This is a genomic window from Pseudomonas sp. (assembly GCF_048269965.1).
Taxonomy (GTDB): Bacteria; Pseudomonadota; Gammaproteobacteria; order Pseudomonadales; family Pseudomonadaceae; genus Aquipseudomonas.
In genome coordinates, this window is record NZ_JBLWTV010000002.1 from 54,897 (window position 1) to 72,112 (window position 17,216).

The following is a 17,216-nucleotide window of genomic DNA, read 5'->3' on the forward strand; positions in this document are numbered from 1 at the left end:
CGGGTATTCCATACTGTTGGTTTATGCGACAGTGCGGGCACCATGATTCCGGTAGAACGGCGGCAGGGTAAACCCGGCTGAAATACATGCCTCGGATAAGCACAGCTTATGTTTAAAGCCATCGATGGACTGTCGCTCGACGCGCTGCGGGTGTTCGAGTCGGCGGCGCGCCAGCTCAGTTTCACCGCCGCCGCCAGCGAGCTGGGCAGCAGCCAGCCGGCCATCAGCCAGCAGATCAAGCGTCTGGAGCAGCAACTGGCCACGCGCCTGTTCGACCGCGTCTATCGCGGCATCGTGCTGACCGAGGCCGGCGAGCTGTTGCTGGCCCATGTGCAGGAGGGGCTGGCCAGCCTCGATGCCGGGCTCGTCGCCGTCACTGCACGGCAGCAGCATGAGGTGCTGCAGGTGGCCACCGACTTCGCCTTCGCCGCCTACTGGCTGATGCCACGCCTGCAGCGCTTCAACAGGCTGTACCCGGAGGTGGACGTCAGCCTGATCACCAGCGAGCGCGACCCGGCCACGGTACCCAGCGACATCGACGTGGCGATCCGCTTCGGTGATGGCCGCTTCAAGCATGGCGAGGCGCATCTGCTGTTTCGCGAGGAGGTATTCCCGGTGTGCAGTCCGCGTCTGCTCGGCGAGCTTCAGCCGCCGCTGCCGGTCGCAGTGCTGGCTGACCTACCGCTGCTGCACCTGCGTCCCGAGCACCGTTCGCGCTGGTTCGACTGGGATGGCCTGTTTCGCGCGCTGGGTATCGCCAGCCTACCAACGCCCGGCGCGTTGCGTTTCGACAACTACACCCTGCTGATCCAGGCGGCGATTGCCGGGCAGGGTGTGGCCATCGGCTGGCGCCATCTGGTCGATGAACTTCTGGCTCAGGGGCTGCTCTGTCGTCTGGGTGAGGCCCAGGTGCATTCGGCGTTGGGCTATTACCTGGTGCTGCCCGAGCGCAAGCGTCGCCAGCGCCTTACCGCGCGTTTCGTCGACTGGTTGCAGGCCGAGCTGGATTCGCCAGCAGCAACCGTTTGACCGGGCCATACTGCAATAGCCAAGCGTGATCCCTATACTGGTCGCCGCCGCTCCAGCCAGTCGTTTTCCAGGTCTGCCAGCGGCTCCCACACTCCAACCGGTGAAGTAAACCGTGAAACTCCATCATTCGATTTTGGGCCTGCTGCTGTGCGGCAGCCTTGTTGTTTCGAACCTCCAGGCCGCGCCTGCCCAGCCCAAGCAGGAGCTGGCCGCCGGCAGTGCATTGCTGATCGATCTGAAAACTGGCCAGGAGCTCTATTCCAGCAACCCGGACCTGCGACTGCCGGTCGCCTCGGTCACCAAGTTGATGACCGCCATGGTGGTGCTGGATGCCAAGCTGCCGCTGGATCAGGTTTTGCCGATCAACATCCGTGACACCGAGGAAATGCAGGGCGTGTTCTCCCGTGTGCGTATCGGCAGCGAAATCACTCGTCGCGAGATGCTGCACCTGGCGCTGATGTCCTCGGAGAACCGCGCCGCCGCCAGCCTCGCGCACCATTACCCAGGCGGCCACGCGGCCTTCGTCGCGGCGATGAATGCCAAGGCCAAGGCGCTGGGCATGCACAACAGCCATTTCGTCGAGCCTACCGGCCTGTCCGAGCTGAACGTCGCCACCGCCCGTGACCTGGCACTGATGGTCAAGGCAGCCAACCAGTATCCGCTGATCCACCAGTTCAGCACCGACTCCGAAGCGACCGTGGCCTTCCGCAAGCCCAACTACACCCTGGGCTTTCGCAACACCAACGCCCTGGTGCGCAAGCCCGACTGGAACATCGACCTGAGCAAGACCGGCTTCACCAATGCCGCCGGCCGCTGCCTGGTGATGGCCACCACCATCGCCAATCGCCCGGTGGCCTTCGTGGTACTCGGCGCCTTCGGCAAGTACACCCACATGGCCGACGCCAACCGCCTCAAGCGCTGGATGGAAACCGGCAAGGTCACCCCGGTACCGGCTGCGGCGCTCAGCTACAAGCAGCAGAAGCTGGCCGAGTGGAGCCTGCAGGCCAAGCAGTGATGCAGCGGTGACAGAAAGGGCGACTCGTTGAGTCGCCCTTTTTCGTTGTGCTGTCATCTAGATCCGGATGCAATCCGGGGCCTTTCAACTGTTTCCCCGGATTCCAGGCTACGGTCGATTTTTCTCGGTCGTGGTGCCTCAGGTCGGGCAGCCCAGCCGCTCGCTGAGAAAATCGAGAAAGCAGGTGATGCGCGACGCCAGCGCGGTGTTGCGGTAGTACACCGCGTTGATCGGCTGGCGCACCTCCACGCGTTGCGCGGCCAGCACCTCGACCAGCGCGCCGCTGGCGCGGGTGCCGTCAGTCATGAAGTCCGACAGGCACACCAGGCCTTCGCCAGCCAGGGCCAGTTCGAGAATGGTGTCGCCGCTGGAGGCGCGCAGGCTTGGGGTGATGCGCCAGCGCTCGCCGAGGGCGTGGCGTAGCGGCCATTCGTTGAGGCTGTCCGGCTCGGTGAAGCCGATCAGGCTGTGCCCGGCCAGCTCCTCGGTACGCGTTGGCGTGCCATGGCGGCGCAGGTACTCCGGGCTGGCCAGCACGCGGCGGCGGCTGTGGCACAGCGGCCTGGCATGCAGGCTGGAGTCCGGCAGGTTGCCGATGCGGATGGCCAGGTCGGTGCGGCGCTCCAGCAGGTCGATGATACGATCGTCGCTGTTCAGCTCCAGTTCGATCTGTGGATAAAGCGCGCGAAACTCGCCGATCAGCGGCACGATCACATGCAGCATGAAGGGCGAGGCGGTGTTGATTCGCAGGCGCCCGGCCGGTGCCTGGCGGCGCAGGGTCATCTGCTCCTCCGCATCCTCGACACTGGCGAGGATGCGCCGCGCCTGGGCCAGGAATATCTCGCCCTCCTCGGTCAGCTCCAGGCGCCGGGTGGTGCGGCGTAGCAAGGTGACGGCAAGCTTTTCCTCCAGCCGGCTGAGGGCACGGCTGACGCCGGACGCCGTTTGTTCGAGCTGCTCGGCGGCCGCGCTGATCGAGCCGCAGTCGACCACGCTGGTGAAGGCGAGCATTTCTTCCAGGCTAGTCTTCATTGTTGATCTTCAGTCAAAGGTGTTTGCTGGTTTGGCAGGTTTTTCCGCATGAGTCTGGCGCGGATACTGCTCTCCATCAAGCCTGCCTGCTGCTCGCCCTTTGCCTTGGGCCTGCACGGGCCGAACCATTCAGTCCCTGCGCCGGTTTGCTGATCGGCCATCCATTCACGATCTGTGAGGATATTGGTCATGAAATTCATTCCCCCCTTCGGTCTTGGCACCTTCCGCCTCAAGGACCAGATCGCCATCGACTCGGTACGCACGGGCCTGGAGCTGGGTTACCGGCATATCGACACGGCGCAGATCTACGGCAACGAGGCGGCGATCGGCCAGGCCATCGCCGCCAGCAAGGTGGCGCGCGATGAGCTGTTCGTGACCACCAAGGTCTGGACCGAGAACCTCGGCAGCGGCCGGGTGATCGCCAGTTTGCAGGAGAGCCTGCAGCGTCTGGGCCTGGAGCGGGTCGACCTGACCCTGATCCACTGGCCGTCGCCGAACGATGAGCTTCCCGTGGCGCAGTACCTGGGCGAGTTGCTGGACGCCAAGCGCCAGGGCCTGACCGCCGCCATCGGCGTGTCCAACTTCACCATCGCCCATTTGCGCCGGGCTATCGAAGCCGTGGGCAAGGACGAGATCGCCACCAATCAGGTGGAAATCCATCCGCTGCTGCAGAACCGCAAGCTGGTGGAGTTCTCCCGGCAGCAGGGGATCCATCTCACCGCCTACATGCCGCTGGCCTACGGCAAGGTGCTGGCAGAGCCAGTGATCCAGCGCATCGCCGCTGCCCATGGCGCCAGCCCGGCGCAGGTCGCCCTGGCCTGGTCGCTGCAGCAGGGTCATGCGGTGATTCCGTCCTCGACCAGGCGCGAGAACCTGGCGGCCAACCTGGTTGCCGCCGAACTGCGCCTGAGCGACGAGGACATGGCCGCCATCGCGACTCTGGAGCGTGGCGAGCGAGTCGCCAACCCGGGTTTCGCGCCGCGCTGGGATTGAGCACACGGAAGGTCGTCCGGATTGCCAGCGGTGCGCATGGCGCACCCTACCTGGCGCCGTGCGCACCGGCTGTAGAGCGTGCCTCAGCGCCCGCCGGCGATATCGATCAGCGCGCCGGTGGTATAGCTGGCCTTGTCACCGAGCAGCCAGACGATGGCTTCGGCGACTTCCTCGGCGCGCCCGGCGCGGCCCAGCGGTGTCGCCTTGCCCAGGCGCTCGGCGCGATCCGGCTGGCCACCGCTGGCGTGAATCTCGGTATCGATCAATCCCGGGCGCACGGCGTTGACCCGCACGCCCTCGCCGCCCAGTTCCTTGGCCAGGCCGCGAGTCAGCACGTCCATGGCGCCTTTGGCTCCGGCGTAGTCGACATACTCGAAGGGCGAGCCGAGACTGGCGGCCACCGACGATACCAGCACCATCGAACCACCCTCTCCACCACGGCTGTGGGCCATGCGCCGGGCCCCTTCGCGCGCGGTGAGGTAGCTGCCCAGCACATTGACGTCGAACATCCGTTGCAGGCGTTCGCCGCTCATCTCCAGCAGCGGCATGGGCGGGGCGACGATGCCGGCATTGACTACCAGGCCGTGCAGCGCGCCGAGCTTGTCCATGGCCTCGAACAGGCGCAGCACATCGTCCTCGTTGGCGACATCACCTGGCAGCGCAACGGCCTTGCCGCCCATGGCTTCGATCTGCGCCACCACCTCATTGGCGGCTTCGCGGTCGCTGCGGTAGTTCACGCCGACCGTCCAGCCGTCAGCCGCGGCCATCAGGGCTGTGGCACGGCCGATGCCGCGACTGGCACCGGTGATCAGCAGGTTCTTGTTCATGACTGGGCTCCTTGTTGTTCTGGTGTTCAGAATATATGCCGGGCTGTCGAAGTGTGGCGCCCTTGGTGTCCGACTTTGCCGGATGCAGGTAGCATCGGCGCCGCGCATGTCCGCCTGTGGACGTGCCTCAGCATCCGATAAGGAAATCCCATGAAGAAACTGCTGTGTGTTCCCCTGTTCGCCCTGTTGTCGAGCGCGGCCAGTGCCGCCACGATCGAACGCCAGGATCAACTGCTCGGCATCTGGGCCATGACGCCGCTGAACAACGGTATCGCCAACGTCGTCGAGTTCAAGGCCGACGGCAAGAGCGACCTGCATCCGTTCAATTGCGCAGAGCCGGGCGAGCGGGAGGTGGAAGTCTCCGACTATCGCCTCAGCGAGGATGGCCAGACCATCCACATCACTTCGCCCTACCAGAGCTTCGATCTGCAGGTGCTGGCTTTCAATGCCAAGACCATGGAGCTGGGCATGGAGATCGAAGGCCTCAAGCTGAATTTCTCCTACGTCAAGGGCGACAAGATCGAGCCGCTGTGCGCTTTGTATCGGTAAGCGATGCCTGACAGCCTCTGCCCTGTGATTGCCATGCACTCACAGGGTATGGACCAGGCTGCTGATTCCCCGGTCATCTATGAGCGCATGACGGCAAGTCGCTTGGGGCGCTAACATGCGCGCCCTTTTGCCTGTTCACACGCCCGCTCATGAAACCCGCACGCCTACGCGCCGACCTGCTGGCCGGCCTGACCTCGTCCTTCGCCCTGGTGCCCGAGTGCATCGCCTTCGCCCTGGTGGCCCAGGTCAACCCGCTGATGGGCCTGTACGGCGCCTTCATCATCTGCACCCTCACCGCCTTGTTCGGTGGCCGGCCGGGGATGATCTCCGGCGCGGCCGGCTCGATGGCGGTGGTGATCGTTGCGCTGGTGATACAGCACGGCGTGCAGTACTTGCTGGCCACGGTGCTGCTCGGTGGTCTGATCATGCTGGCGTTCGGCTTGCTGCGCCTGGGCAAGCTGATCCGTATGGTGCCGCACCCGGTGATGCTGGGCTTCGTCAACGGCCTGGCGATCATCATCGCCCTGGCCCAGTTCGAGCACTTCCAGCACGACGGCCACTGGCTGCAAGGCAACGCGTTGTACCTGATGCTCGGGCTGGTGGCGCTGACCATGCTCATCGTCTACCTGCTGCCGCGCCTGACCCGTGCCGTGCCGCCTGCGCTGGTCGCAATCCTCGGCATCGGCGCGCTGGTCTACCTGATGGATCTGCCGACCCATACCCTCGGCGACATGGCGCAGATTGCCGGCGGTCTGCCGAGCCTGGTGTGGCCGGACATTCCCTGGAATCTGCAAACCCTCGTCATCATCGCCCCCTACGCGGTGTTGATGGCCCTGGTCGGCCTGCTGGAAACCCTGCTGACCCTGAACCTGACCGACGAAATCACCGCCACGCGCGGCCACCCGGATCGCGAGTGCGTGGCGCTCGGCGTAGCCAACATGACGTCCGGTCTGTTCGGCGGCATGGGCGGCTGCGCGATGATCGGCCAGACCGTGATCAACCTCGGCTCGGGTGGGCGCGGGCGGCTGTCCGGTGTGGTCGCCGGGGTCATGATCCTGCTCTTCGTGCTGTTTCTCTCGCCACTGATCGAGCGCATCCCGCTGGCCGCGCTGGTCGGCGTGATGTTCGTGGTGGCGCAGCAGACCTTCGCCTGGGGGTCGCTGCGTGTCGCCGGCAAGGTGCCGGCCAACGACGTGCTGGTGATCGTCGCGGTGACTGCCATCACGGTGGCCACCGACCTGGCAACGGCAGTGCTCTGCGGCATCGTCATCGCCGCGCTCAACTTCGCCTGGCAGCATGCCCGTGAGCTTTACGCCGACAGCGATATGCAGGCCGATGGCAGCAAGCTGTACCGCGTGCATGGCACATTGTTCTTCGCTTCCTGCACCACCTTCCTGGCGCAGTTCGAGCCCGCCGATGACCCACAGCAGGTGACGCTGGACTGCCGCCACCTGAGCTTCGTCGACTACTCGGCCATCGCCGCGCTGAAAACCCTGCGCGAGCGCTACGAGCGCGCCGGCAAGCACCTGCGCGTGGTGCACCTGTCCGAGCGTTGCAAGCAGCTGCTCAAGCGGGCGAGCGAGTAGTGACGCCGTAACGAAAAAACCGCTGCACCTTGCGATAGGGCAGCGGTTTTTTTGGGGCTTGGGATCAGCGCCGCGCGCCACGTACCCCTTCGGCCAGTTCGCGGCACAGGCCGAGTACGCCGTCGATGGCCTGTTGTGGGCTTTGCGCTTCGGCGATCTTGTCGATCAGCGCGGAGCCGACCACCGCGCCCTCGGCGCGCCTGGCCACTTCGGCGGCGTGCTGCGGGGTGCGGATACCGAAGCCGATGCACAGCGGCAGGTCGGTGTGGCGACGCAGGCGTGCCACGGCTTCCTCGACATGATCCATGGTCGCCGCGCCAGCGCCGGTCACGCCCGCTACCGACACGTAGTAGACGAAGCCGGAGCTGCCAGCCAGCACGGTGGGCAGGCGGTCGTCGTCGGTGGTCGGGGTGGTCAGGCGGATGAAGTCCAGACCAACGGCTTGCGCCGGCTCGCACAGCTCGTCGTTGTGCTCCGGCGGCAGGTCGACCACGATCAGACCGTCGACGCCAGCGGCCTTGGCGTCAGCGATGAAACGCTCGACGCCGTAGACGAAGATCGGGTTGTAGTAGCCCATCAGCACCAGCGGCGTGCTCTGGTTGCCTGCGCGGAATTCGCGAACCATCTGCAGCGTCTGCTGCATGCCCTGTTTGCCGGCCAGCGCGCGGATGTTGGCGAGCTGGATGGCCGGGCCGTCGGCCATCGGATCGGTGAAGGGCATGCCCAGTTCGATCACGTCGGCGCCGGCGTCCGGCAGGCCCTTGAGGATGCTCAGCGAGGTGGCGTAGTCGGGGTCACCGGCGGTGATGAAGGTCACCAGCGCGGCGCGGTTTTCCGCTTTCAGTTCGGCGAAACGGTTCTGCAGGCGGCTCATGCGTGCTTCTCCTGGTTGTCCTGCATGTGGTGCATCACGGTCTGCATGTCCTTGTCGCCGCGACCGGACAGGTTGATCACCATCAGGTGGTCCTTGGGCAATTTGGGTGCGCGCTTGAAGGCTTCGGCCAGCGCGTGGGCGCTTTCCAGGGCCGGGATGATGCCTTCAAGGCGGCAGCACTGGTGGAAGGCTGCGAGGGCTTCGTCATCGCTGATCGGCACGTATTCGACGCGCTTGATCTCGTGCAACCAGGCGTGTTCCGGGCCGACGCCCGGGTAGTCGAGGCCGGCGGAAATCGAGTGGGCATCGGTGATCTGGCCGTCGTCATCCTGCAGCAGGAAGGTGCGGTTGCCATGCAGTACGCCCGGCGCGCCACCGGCCATGCTCGCCGCATGCTTGCCGGTGTCGACGCCATGGCCGGCGGCCTCGACGCCGACGATCTGCACGCCTTCGTCGTCGAGGAAGGGGTGGAACAGGCCGATGGCGTTGGAGCCGCCGCCGATGCAGGCGACCAGCGAGTCGGGCAGGCGCCCTTCCTTCTCGAGGATCTGCTCACGCACTTCGTTACCGATCACCGACTGGAAGTCGCGCACCATGGCCGGGTACGGATGCGGGCCGGCGGCGGTGCCGATCAGGTAGAAGGTGTTGTGGACGTTGGTCACCCAGTCGCGCAGGGCTTCATTCATGGCGTCCTTGAGGGTGCCGGTGCCGGCGGTGACCGGGATCACCTCGGCGCCGAGCAGCTTCATGCGGAAGACGTTGGCCTGCTGGCGATCGATGTCGGTGGTACCCATGTACACCACGCACTGCATGCCGAAGCGCGCGGCCACGGTGGCGGTGGCCACGCCGTGCATGCCGGCGCCGGTCTCGGCGATGATGCGCTGCTTGCCCATGCGCTTGGCCAGCAGGATCTGGCCGATGCAGTTGTTGATCTTGTGCGCGCCGGTGTGGTTCAGGTCTTCGCGCTTGAGGTAGATCTTCGCCCCGCCGAAGTGCTCGGAGAGGCGCTCGGCGTGGTACAGCGGGCTGGCGCGGCCGATGTAGTCGCGCTGGAAGTAGGCGAGTTCTTCGAGGAAGGCCGGATCGCTCTTGGCCTTCTCGTATTCGGCGGCCAGCGAGTTGATCAGCGGCATCAGGGTTTCGGCGACGAACTGGCCGCCGAAGCGACCGAAAAGGCCGCGAGCGTCGGGGCCGCTGCGGAAGGAATTCTGTGAACCAGGCATGGCTGTCATCCGTTGGTTGGTCAGACAATGGAGGTAGCTTAAGGCTTGAAGGGGGTAGATAAAAACTGATTAATTTGCTTAAACGTGTGATTTTTTCTGACATATTAATCATGGATGAATAGCATGAATGATCGCTGGTTATGGACTTTTCCTGTGGTAGGCGCTTTTCTTATTGCCATCGCATTGCTGCTACAAAATCACAGATGGAATGAAGAGGAACGCATGGTGCGAACGACCGGCAGTGTGGTGGCGTTGATGGGCCGGGGCTGCCCTCTCGTCGAATTCTTTCCCCGTCCGGGGGAGCGCATTACCTTTACGGGCGAGGTCTGCAGTCGATCTGGCTATGCCGAGGGCGATACGGTCGACTTGTTCTACGACCCCCTGGAGCCGCAGCACGCGCATATCGATAGCTTCCTGCAGAACTGGTTCATCAGCCTGATACTGGGTGCCATTGGTTTGTTCTTCACGTTGATCGGGCTGGCGCTGTTAATGCCGGAGGCGCTGGTCGACAGCCGGCGCAAACGGCTCATACGTAAAGGTCAGGCCGTACAGGCACAGTTCGTGGAAATCCGGCGCAACCCGTTTTCCACCTTCAACAATGTGCCGGCCTGGCAATTGGTCTGTCAGTGGTGCAACCCGAGTACCGGCGCAGTACATCTGTTCTACAGCGAAGACCTGTGGTTCGACCCGCAACCGTTTATCGGGAATGAATTTCTGCAGGTAATGGTCGACCCCAATGACCCTCGACGTTACAGCGTCGATACCAGCTTCCTTCCGCGCCTTGCAGATTGATGACATGAATCGAGATCTGCCCCCGCTAAACGCCCTGCGCGCCTTCGAGGCCGCCGCTCGCCTGCAGAGTGTCAGCCGTGCGGGTGAGGAGCTGCATGTCACCCATGGTGCGATCAGTCGGCAGATTCGTGCGCTGGAAGAACAGCTCGGCGTCAGTTTGTTCGACAAGGACGGTCGTGGTGTGAAACTCACCGATGCCGGCATGCGTTTGCGCGATGCTGCCGGCGACGCCTTCGAGCGCCTGCGTGGGGTCTGCGCCGAGCTCCGGCAACGCCAGGACGATGCGCCCTTCGTCCTCGCTTGCCCCGGTAGCCTGCTGGCACGCTGGTTCATCCCACGCCTGGATCGCTTGAACCGCGAGCTGCCGGAGCTGCGCCTGCAGCTATCGGCCAGTGAGGGCGAGCTGGACCCGCGCCGCCCCGGGGTGGACGCCACCCTGTGCTTCGCCACACCGCCCTGGCCGGCAGACATGCAGGTGCATGAGCTCGATATCGAGCGGATCGGGCCGGTGCTCAGTCCGCGCTTTGCCGGCTATGCGCATTTGCGCGATGCGCCCGCTGCGGCGCTGCTCGAGGAACCGTTGCTGCACACCGCCTCGCGCCCCCAGGCCTGGCCGCAGTGGGCCGCAGCGCAGGGCCTGGAGCCGGCGCGGCTGCAACAGGGCCAGGGTTTCGAGCATCTCTACTACCTGCTGGAGGCGGCCGCTGCCGGCCTGGGCGTGGCCATCGCGCCGCAGCCGTTGGTGGCCGACGACCTGGCCGCCGGCCGCCTGGTCGCGCCCTGGGGCTTCGTCGAAACCGCTGCGCGGCTGGCGCTGTGGGTGCCGGGTCGTGTGCGTGATGGCCGCGCTCAGCAACTGGCGCACTGGCTGGAGCACGAGCTACGGGTTTAGGTCATTTCGGCGCGTGCTCTGACCGCTGGTCTAGGCTGTTAGTAAAGCCACCGTGGAGCAGCGACATGTCCGACCATCGCACCTACAAGAAGATCGAAATCGTCGGCACTTCCAAGATCAGCATCGAGGATGCCATTCAGAACGCATTGGCCGAATGTGCCAAGAGCGTGCGCAACATGGACTGGTTCGAAGTCATCGACACCCGTGGCCATATCGTCGACGGCAAGGTGGCGCACTACCAGGTCGAACTCAAGGTTGGCTTTCGCTTGAGTGGTAGCTGATGCCCTGGGCGGTGAGGAAGGCGAAGAAGGCTTCGCGGCTCGAATAGCGCGGTTGGTAGCCGAATTCCTCCTTCAGGCGCTGGTTGGTCAGCACGGGTCGGTAGCGCAGGAAGTCCAGTTGCTCGGGGCCGTACTGACTCAACCCCAGTGGCTTGAGCAGGCGCAGTGCGGCGCTGAGCAGCGACGCCGGTAGCGGCCGGTAGGGTTTGCCGAGGATCTCGGCGATTTCCTTGAGGCTCAACGCGCCATCGCCGGCCAGGTTGTAGATGCCTTCCCGGTTCTCTTCCAGGCCCTGACGGATGATGCTGACCACGTCCTGCTCCCAGATGAACACGAAACGGCTGCTGTGGCCGAGCACGCCGAGTACCGTGCGCTTGTTGAACAGGTCGCTGATCGGGTTGTTCAGGCGCTTGCCAAGAATGGTGCCGGGGCGTAGCACCAGTTGACGCAGTTGCGGATGTTCCTCGCGGCAGCGCGCCAAGCATTGTTCGATCTCCAGTTTGTGCCTGGCGTAGGCGAAATAGGGGTGGCCGCGCAGCGGCTGGTCTTCGTCGATCCACTCGGCATTGTCTGCGGCGTAGCCGTAGGCTGCGCCGGAGCTGGCAACTATCAGCTGGCGTACGCCGTTGGCGAGCGCGCTATCGACCAGGCACTGGGTACCACCGACCTCGATGGCGTGCAGGTGGGCTTCGGTCATATCGCGCGGTGGGCGTATCACCGTGGCCAGGTGGACGATGGCGTCCGGTTTCCAGCCGCTGATGCAGGCGCGTACCTGCGCCGGGCGACCCATGTCCAGCAGCACCGGCTCGATGTTGGCTTTCAGCCCCTGGCTGGCGAGGGGGCGTATGTCTGCGGCGATCAGCGTCCATTCGGGGTGCTGGATGGCCAGTTCGTCGAGCAGCTGATGGCCTATGAAACCGGCTGCACCGGTGATCAGAACGCGCATGATTGCCTCCCGGCGGATACTGATGTCCGCTCTGCTCCGTTCATCTGCCGGAAGCGCCCCGGCGCGACGGACGTGGCCCTTTGGATAAACGAGCCTGGTGGTGATTGTTTTCACCCGGCGTCAGGCTAGGCAGACGACCGCCGGCGGACAATGGCGGAAGTCGCCAGCGGCCGTGGCGATTGACGCCAGGCGCACGGAGGCTGTGGCACCGCGCACAGCCATGAGGGTTGCGGCTGGTCACCAAGGCGTGGATCAGGCAAGCTGGCCACGCTTGTTCAGGGAGGATAGTCATGTTCAGGATGATGCTGGTGTTGTTCGTCGCGCTGTCGCTCGGCGGCTGCATCGACAACGAACCGCCACTCGCCGAGGAGCGCCGCCTGCTGCTCAGCGGTGAGGATTTCGCCGCTTACGAGGCGCCGGACGAGGGGCGCTACGAGAAGCTGGTGACCTACGCTGCGCGCAGCATCGATCTCAGTTTCGAGAGCGAGGGCAGCGACTGGTTCTATCTCTACAGCGGCGTCTCGCTCTACCCGCGCGCCGGTGATGCCCTGATGACCAGCTACGCCGAGACCTTCGGTGCCTCGTTCGGCCTGCGTGAAAGCGGGCTGGTGCAGCAGGATCTGCCGCTGGAAACCAAGCTGGCCAGTCGCGCCAGCCTCAAGCTGCTGACCCAGGACGGTGAGCCGGTGGGCAACCTGTTCTATGCCACGGTCGGCAACAAGTCGATGTTCACCATCTTCACCGGGGTGTACTTCGAGCAGCCCGAGGACTTCGAGGCGTTCATCGCGCCCAAGCTGCTGGCGTTGCGCGAATACCAGCACACCGATCCGTTGCTGAGCTGGGCGGGCGACAAGCTGGGGTTGGGCGCCGACTGAGCACCCCAGCCCGAAGACAATCAGCCGAAGAACCAGTAGCACACGCCGATGGCGGCGATGATCCCGGCCGCGTCGGCGACCAGGGCGCAGCCTACGGCATGGCGGGCGCGCTGCAGGCCGACCGCGCCGAAGTACACCGCAAGCACGTAGAAGGTGGTCTCGGTACTGCCCTGCACCGTGGCCGCAACCAGCGCCGGGAAGCTGTCGACGCCGAAGTTCTCCATGGTTTCGATCAGCATGGCGCGTGCGGCACCACCGGAGAAGGGTTTCATCAGCGCAGTGGGCAGGGCGTCGACGAAGCGGGTATCCCATCCCAGCGCTTCGATCAGCCAGCGAATGCCGTCGAGGCCGAAATCCAGCGCGCCGGATGCGCGCAGCACGCCGATGGCGCAGAGCATGGCGACCAGATAGGGCAGCAGGCTCTTGGCCACATCGAACCCTTCCTTGGCGCCTTCGATGAAGCTCTCGTACACCGCCACCTTGCGCAGTGCGCCGACCACCAGAAACAGCAGGATCAGGCCGAACAGTGTGAGGTTGCCGAGCAGCGACGACAGCGCCGCCAGGGCCGTGGCGCTCATCCCGGCGAGCAGGGCCATGAAGCCGCCGAGCAGCAGCGCGGATGGAATCAGGTAGGCCAGCACCACCGGGTCCCACAGGCGCAGGCGTTGCATCAGCGATACCGCCAGCAGGCCGGCCAGGGTCGACGCGCTGGTCGCCAGCAGGATGGGCAGGAACACCAGGGTGGGATCTTCGGCGCCTTGCTGCACGCGGTACATGAAGATCGACACCGGCAGCAGGGTCAGCGATGAGGTATTGAGCACCAGGAACAGGATCTGCGCGTTGCTCGCCGTGTTGGCGCTGGGGTTGAGATCCTGCAGGGCGCGCATGGCCTTGAGTCCGATGGGCGTGGCGGCGTTGTCAAGGCCCAGGCCGTTGGCGGCGAAGTTCATGCTGATCAGCCCGAGCGCCGGGTGGCCCCGTGGCACTTCCGGCATCAGGCGGGCGAACAACGGGCCCAGCATGCGGGCGAGCAGATCGACCAGCCCGGCTTTCTCGGCGATGCGCAACAGCCCCAACCACAGTGTCAGAGTGCCGAACAGCACCACCATCAGTTCCACCGAGAGCTTGGCCATGGCGAACAGGCTCTCGACCATCGCGCCGAACACGGTGGCGTCGCCGCCGATCAGCCAGCGTGCCAGAGCGGCGGCGGCTCCCAGCAGAAAAAAGCTCAGCCACAGGCCATTGAGCATTGCGATCCCCCTAGATTGGCCGGCGGTGCCTTCCCTGGTGTCCTTGTCCCTGAGGGAAAGGTGGCGCGAGGCGCCGGATGCAGGAGGGCATGCCGTTATGGCGGGGGATGATAACGTGCCGGCGGTGCCTATGGGGCAGCCGGCAAACTGTCGTCACTCAATACCAGTTGGGATCGCTGCGCAGCTGTTCCATCAGCATCTGCCGGACCTCCTCGTCCGGGTCGCCCAACCAGCGCAGGCTGGCGTGTTCACTGGGCACGCGATCCTCGGGCAGGCCATCGGGCACCTGCACGTACAGCGCGTAGGCTTCGTCGTCTTCCCATTCGAAGGCGACATAGGCGCGCTGCCCGAAACATCTGTGCGCTTCGCAGACCTGGCCGACCAGGTAGCGATCACTGTCGGCTTCCACTGCCTGCATGGGAGTGGAAAGGCCGCTGAGATTGATCAGCCAGTCCGGCAGGCGCTCTTCGTCCTTTGCCAGGTCCTGCCAGGCTTGGCGGTACTCGGCGTTGCTGGTCAGCAACTCGCCTGGATGGAAACGGGTGTCGCGGTCGGCGGCCTGAGCCGCCAGGGCGCCGCCCATCAGCAGGGCGGCGGCAATGGCGTGAATCGACTGCATCGATCTCTCCCTAAAGACGCGGGCGACGGCCCATGATGAACGAGACGATGAACAGCACCAGGAACACCACGAATAGAATCTTGGCGATACCTGCAGCGGTGCCGGCGATACCACCGAAGCCCAGTACAGCGGCGATGATGGCGATGATCAGGAAGGTGACTGCCCAACTAAGCATGGTGTTTCTCCTCGATGGATCAGTGGGTAATGGCCCAGGCAGGCCAGGGGTCTTGCGCGTTGCTCGGGTCCAAAGGCTGGGGCGCAGCGCCCGTGGGCAGCTCCAGCTCGGCGGTATCGCGGCTCGCGCACAGGGTCTGGCCAATCAGTACAACGCTGGCGAGCGTCAGGCTGAGCAGAAGCAGCAAGGTGGCGAGCACCAGAGCAACTATCCACATGGCGATTCTCCTGTTGCGTTGGAGGCGGATGGCTCGTTATCCGTCTCTTCCTTGTTCTGCATTGCAACCGGCGCATGGCCGGTCACCCACTGGGAACATTGCAGCACCCGTGCCAGGCCGTTTATTTAGATAAAATCCTTTAAAATCATTTGTTTAAGTTTTATTGAAAATATCAGGGGGCAGGCATACTGCCCGAACGAGGCCTGGCGGGTCATGCGTTTTGCACGACCCGACATGGGCTGTGACGTCTTGCGGCCTGCCAGAGTGGTCGCTCGTCGACTGCACAGTCGGTATACTCGCTGCGCCCGTGTGCCATGCGGGTTCCGCGCCCAGAACAACAACCGCGCCGCGAGTCTCGAACCGATGAACGACTACGAACAGGAAGACCCGATTCCCCAGGGTGACCTCGCCCTGCAGATCACCGCGTTGCCGCGCGAGACCAATGGTTTCGGGGATATCTATGGTGGCTGGCTGGTATCGCAGATGGATCTCGCCGGCACCGCAATGGCGAGCAGGGTCGCAGGTGGCCGTGTGGCGACCGTCGCCATCGATCGCATGGCCTTTCTGGTACCGGTATCGGTGGGCGCGCAGCTTTCGTTCTACACCCAGGCATTGGAGATCGGCCGCAGCTCGATTCAGATGATGGTCGAGGTGTGGAGCGACGACCCGCTGTCCAACGAGTGGCGCAAGGTCACCGAGGCGGTGTTCGTGTTCGTCGCCATCGACGGCAGTGGTCGCACTCGCCCGGTGCCGCCGCGTCGCGGTTGACGCTCACCCGGCGCAAACGCGAATGGCAGTCACGAAAACGCCGGCTTAAAGCCGGCGTTTTGTTTTGCTGAGCGATCAGCCGCGGATGTTGTAGATATCCTTCTCGTTGCTTTCCGCGTATTCGTACAGGCGCTTGAGGTAGGCCTTCTGGTGTTCCCACACCTTGCTCGCTGCCGGGTCGGCCGCCGCGCTGGCATCGACCACCTCGGCCGCCACTTCCTTCAGGCGGGCCAGGACTTCGTCCGGCAGGCGGCGAACTTCCACGCCGTCGGCCTTGAGCTGCTCCATGGCCTCCATGTTCTTGGCGTTGTAATCGTCGAGCATGTCGCCGTTGACGTCACGGGCGGCGGCGCGAACGATGGCTTGCAGATCCGCAGGCAGGGTTTCCCAGGCCTTGATGTTGACGTCCAGCTCGAACAGAACGCTCGGCTCCTGCCAGCCCGGGGTGTAGTAGTACTTGGCTGCTTTGTGCAGGCCGAGGGCCAGATCGTTGTATGGGCCGATCCACTCGGTGGCGTCGATGGCGCCAGTCTGCATGGCGGTGAAGATTTCACCGGCTGGCATGTTGACCACGGTGCCGCCCATCTTGGTCAGCACTTCGCCGCCCAGGCCAGGGGTACGCATCTTCAGACCCTTGAAGTCTTCGACCGAGTTCATTTCCTTGTTGAACCAGCCAGCGGTCTGCACGCCGGTGTTGCCACAGGCCATCGGCAGTACGCCGAAGGGTTTGTAGACTTCTTCCCACAGCTGCTGGCCACCGCCACGATGCAGCCAGGCGTTCATTTCCTGGGCATTCGGGCCGAATGGCGAGGCGCAGAAGAACTGCGCCGCCGGGACCTTGCCTTTCCAGTAGTACGGTGCGCCGTGACCCATCTCGGCGGTCCCGCGGGAGACTGCATCGAACACTTCCAGTGCCGGTACCAGTTCACCGGCTGCGTACACCTTGACCTTCAGGCGGCCGTTACTCATTTCATCGACCAGCTTGGCGAAGCGCTCGGCCCCCACGCCGACGCCCGGAAAGTTCTTCGGCCAGGAGGTGACCATCTTCCAGTTGAAGGTTTGGGAACTCGAGCCCTCTTGGGGTGCTGCGGCGCTCTTGGCCTCTTCTTTACAGCCAGCCAGTGCGGTTGCTGCAAGGCCTACGCCCGCTGCGGCGAGTATGTCGCGACGTTTCATGCAATGCTCCTTCTTGTTGTATTGGTCTTACCACGGGATCGCCGAAGGTAGACCGGGCGTGAATAACATAGGGGGTCGTGACCTACAAGCCTAGCTA

General features: G+C 64.3%; 21 protein-coding genes. 10 read left to right on the forward strand and 11 right to left on the reverse strand.

Annotation, left to right across the window (positions count from 1 at the left end):
* Nucleotides 1–108: 108 nt before the first annotated feature.
* Entirely contained in the window at nucleotides 109–1,029 is a 921-nt protein-coding gene (locus tag ACN0X6_RS02530) for a choline sulfate utilization transcriptional regulator (protein WP_417701832.1), read from the forward strand.
* Between the two features lie 112 nt (nucleotides 1,030–1,141).
* Entirely contained in the window at nucleotides 1,142–2,044 is a 903-nt protein-coding gene (pbpG, locus tag ACN0X6_RS02535; protein ID WP_417701834.1) for a D-alanyl-D-alanine endopeptidase, read from the forward strand.
* 138 nt (nucleotides 2,045–2,182) lie between these two features.
* Here pbpG and ACN0X6_RS02540 read toward each other — a convergent pair whose 3' ends face one another.
* Both ACN0X6_RS02540 and ACN0X6_RS02545 read right to left on the reverse strand, forming a co-directional pair.
* On the reverse strand, nucleotides 2,183–3,076 hold the full coding sequence (locus ACN0X6_RS02540) for a LysR substrate-binding domain-containing protein (RefSeq protein ID WP_417701835.1): 894 nt from the start codon (nucleotides 3,074–3,076) through the stop codon (nucleotides 2,183–2,185).
* The gene (locus ACN0X6_RS02545) at nucleotides 3,073–3,267 is read right to left on the reverse strand and encodes a hypothetical protein (RefSeq protein ID WP_417701837.1); all 195 of its coding nucleotides are present in this window, start codon (nucleotides 3,265–3,267) and stop codon (nucleotides 3,073–3,075) included. Before ACN0X6_RS02545 ends, ACN0X6_RS02540 begins: the two co-directional genes overlap by 4 nt.
* Here ACN0X6_RS02545 and dkgB point away from each other — a divergent pair.
* The gene (dkgB, locus tag ACN0X6_RS02550; RefSeq protein WP_417701839.1) at nucleotides 3,266–4,069 is read left to right on the forward strand and encodes a 2,5-didehydrogluconate reductase DkgB; all 804 of its coding nucleotides are present in this window, start codon (nucleotides 3,266–3,268) and stop codon (nucleotides 4,067–4,069) included. The two genes, ACN0X6_RS02545 and dkgB, sit on opposite strands and share 2 nt — an antisense overlap.
* A gap of 83 nt (nucleotides 4,070–4,152) precedes the next feature.
* Here the strand turns inward: dkgB and ACN0X6_RS02555 are convergent, their stop codons facing one another.
* Complete coding sequence (locus ACN0X6_RS02555) at nucleotides 4,153–4,896, reverse strand: SDR family oxidoreductase (RefSeq protein ID WP_417701841.1); 744 nt, start codon at nucleotides 4,894–4,896, stop codon at nucleotides 4,153–4,155.
* 150 nt (nucleotides 4,897–5,046) lie between these two features.
* Between ACN0X6_RS02555 and ACN0X6_RS02560 the strand changes: the two genes are divergently transcribed.
* Together ACN0X6_RS02560 and ACN0X6_RS02565 are read left to right on the forward strand one after the other, a co-directional pair.
* On the forward strand, nucleotides 5,047–5,445 hold the full coding sequence (locus ACN0X6_RS02560) for a hypothetical protein (RefSeq protein ID WP_417701843.1): 399 nt from the start codon (nucleotides 5,047–5,049) through the stop codon (nucleotides 5,443–5,445).
* 149 nt (nucleotides 5,446–5,594) lie between these two features.
* Complete coding sequence (locus tag ACN0X6_RS02565; protein WP_417701845.1) at nucleotides 5,595–7,031, forward strand: SulP family inorganic anion transporter; 1,437 nt, start codon at nucleotides 5,595–5,597, stop codon at nucleotides 7,029–7,031.
* Nucleotides 7,032–7,095: 64 nt separating this feature from the next.
* Here ACN0X6_RS02565 and trpA read toward each other — a convergent pair whose 3' ends face one another.
* On the reverse strand, nucleotides 7,096–7,905 hold the full coding sequence (trpA, locus tag ACN0X6_RS02570) for a tryptophan synthase subunit alpha (RefSeq protein ID WP_417701847.1): 810 nt from the start codon (nucleotides 7,903–7,905) through the stop codon (nucleotides 7,096–7,098).
* Nucleotides 7,902–9,128: a tryptophan synthase subunit beta gene (gene trpB, locus ACN0X6_RS02575; protein ID WP_417701849.1), complete on the reverse strand. Its 1,227-nt coding sequence runs from the start codon at nucleotides 9,126–9,128 to the stop codon at nucleotides 7,902–7,904. Before trpB ends, trpA begins: the two co-directional genes overlap by 4 nt.
* Before the next feature lie 123 nt (nucleotides 9,129–9,251).
* Here trpB and ACN0X6_RS02580 point away from each other — a divergent pair, with 123 nt between their 5' ends.
* The 3 genes from ACN0X6_RS02580 to ACN0X6_RS02590 all read left to right on the forward strand — a co-directional run bounded on the left by ACN0X6_RS02580 (nucleotide 9,252) and on the right by ACN0X6_RS02590 (nucleotide 11,093).
* Complete coding sequence (locus ACN0X6_RS02580; RefSeq protein ID WP_417701851.1) at nucleotides 9,252–9,920, forward strand: DUF3592 domain-containing protein; 669 nt, start codon at nucleotides 9,252–9,254, stop codon at nucleotides 9,918–9,920.
* A 4-nt stretch (nucleotides 9,921–9,924) separates the two neighbouring features.
* Complete coding sequence (locus ACN0X6_RS02585) at nucleotides 9,925–10,812, forward strand: LysR family transcriptional regulator (RefSeq protein ID WP_417701853.1); 888 nt, start codon at nucleotides 9,925–9,927, stop codon at nucleotides 10,810–10,812.
* 65 nt (nucleotides 10,813–10,877) lie between these two features.
* Nucleotides 10,878–11,093 carry a dodecin gene (locus ACN0X6_RS02590; protein WP_196474294.1) on the forward strand — a complete coding sequence of 72 codons (216 nt, stop codon included), beginning with the start codon at nucleotides 10,878–10,880 and terminating at the stop codon, nucleotides 11,091–11,093.
* Here the strand turns inward: ACN0X6_RS02590 and ACN0X6_RS02595 are convergent.
* Nucleotides 11,062–12,039: an NAD-dependent epimerase/dehydratase family protein gene (locus tag ACN0X6_RS02595; RefSeq protein ID WP_417701855.1), complete on the reverse strand. Its 978-nt coding sequence runs from the start codon at nucleotides 12,037–12,039 to the stop codon at nucleotides 11,062–11,064. The two genes, ACN0X6_RS02590 and ACN0X6_RS02595, sit on opposite strands and share 32 nt — an antisense overlap.
* Nucleotides 12,040–12,329: 290 nt before the next feature.
* On the opposite strand from ACN0X6_RS02595, the gene ACN0X6_RS02600 reads away from it, so the two are divergent.
* Nucleotides 12,330–12,914 carry a hypothetical protein gene (locus ACN0X6_RS02600; RefSeq protein ID WP_417701857.1) on the forward strand — a complete coding sequence of 195 codons (585 nt, stop codon included), beginning with the start codon at nucleotides 12,330–12,332 and terminating at the stop codon, nucleotides 12,912–12,914.
* Nucleotides 12,915–12,934: 20 nt separating this feature from the next.
* Here ACN0X6_RS02600 and ACN0X6_RS02605 read toward each other — a convergent pair whose 3' ends face one another.
* The 4 genes from ACN0X6_RS02605 to ACN0X6_RS02620 form a co-directional block, all read right to left on the reverse strand.
* Nucleotides 12,935–14,164, reverse strand: coding sequence for a nucleoside recognition domain-containing protein (locus ACN0X6_RS02605; protein ID WP_417701859.1), 1,230 nt, complete (start codon nucleotides 14,162–14,164; stop codon nucleotides 12,935–12,937).
* 157 nt (nucleotides 14,165–14,321) lie between these two features.
* Nucleotides 14,322–14,783, reverse strand: coding sequence for an inhibitor of vertebrate lysozyme family protein (locus ACN0X6_RS02610; protein ID WP_417701861.1), 462 nt, complete (start codon nucleotides 14,781–14,783; stop codon nucleotides 14,322–14,324).
* 10 nt (nucleotides 14,784–14,793) lie between these two features.
* On the reverse strand, nucleotides 14,794–14,958 hold the full coding sequence (locus ACN0X6_RS02615) for a DUF1328 domain-containing protein (protein WP_037002124.1): 165 nt from the start codon (nucleotides 14,956–14,958) through the stop codon (nucleotides 14,794–14,796).
* 19 nt (nucleotides 14,959–14,977) lie between these two features.
* Nucleotides 14,978–15,175 carry a hypothetical protein gene (locus ACN0X6_RS02620; protein WP_417701863.1) on the reverse strand — a complete coding sequence of 66 codons (198 nt, stop codon included), beginning with the start codon at nucleotides 15,173–15,175 and terminating at the stop codon, nucleotides 14,978–14,980.
* 363 nt (nucleotides 15,176–15,538) lie between these two features.
* On the opposite strand from ACN0X6_RS02620, the gene ACN0X6_RS02625 reads away from it, so the two are divergent.
* The gene (locus ACN0X6_RS02625; RefSeq protein ID WP_417701865.1) at nucleotides 15,539–15,943 is read left to right on the forward strand and encodes an acyl-CoA thioesterase; all 405 of its coding nucleotides are present in this window, start codon (nucleotides 15,539–15,541) and stop codon (nucleotides 15,941–15,943) included.
* Nucleotides 15,944–16,018: 75 nt separating this feature from the next.
* On the opposite strand, the gene ACN0X6_RS02630 is transcribed toward ACN0X6_RS02625, so the two are convergent.
* Nucleotides 16,019–17,119 carry a TRAP transporter substrate-binding protein gene (locus tag ACN0X6_RS02630; protein ID WP_160018587.1) on the reverse strand — a complete coding sequence of 367 codons (1,101 nt, stop codon included), beginning with the start codon at nucleotides 17,117–17,119 and terminating at the stop codon, nucleotides 16,019–16,021.
* Nucleotides 17,120–17,216 lie beyond the last annotated feature (97 nt).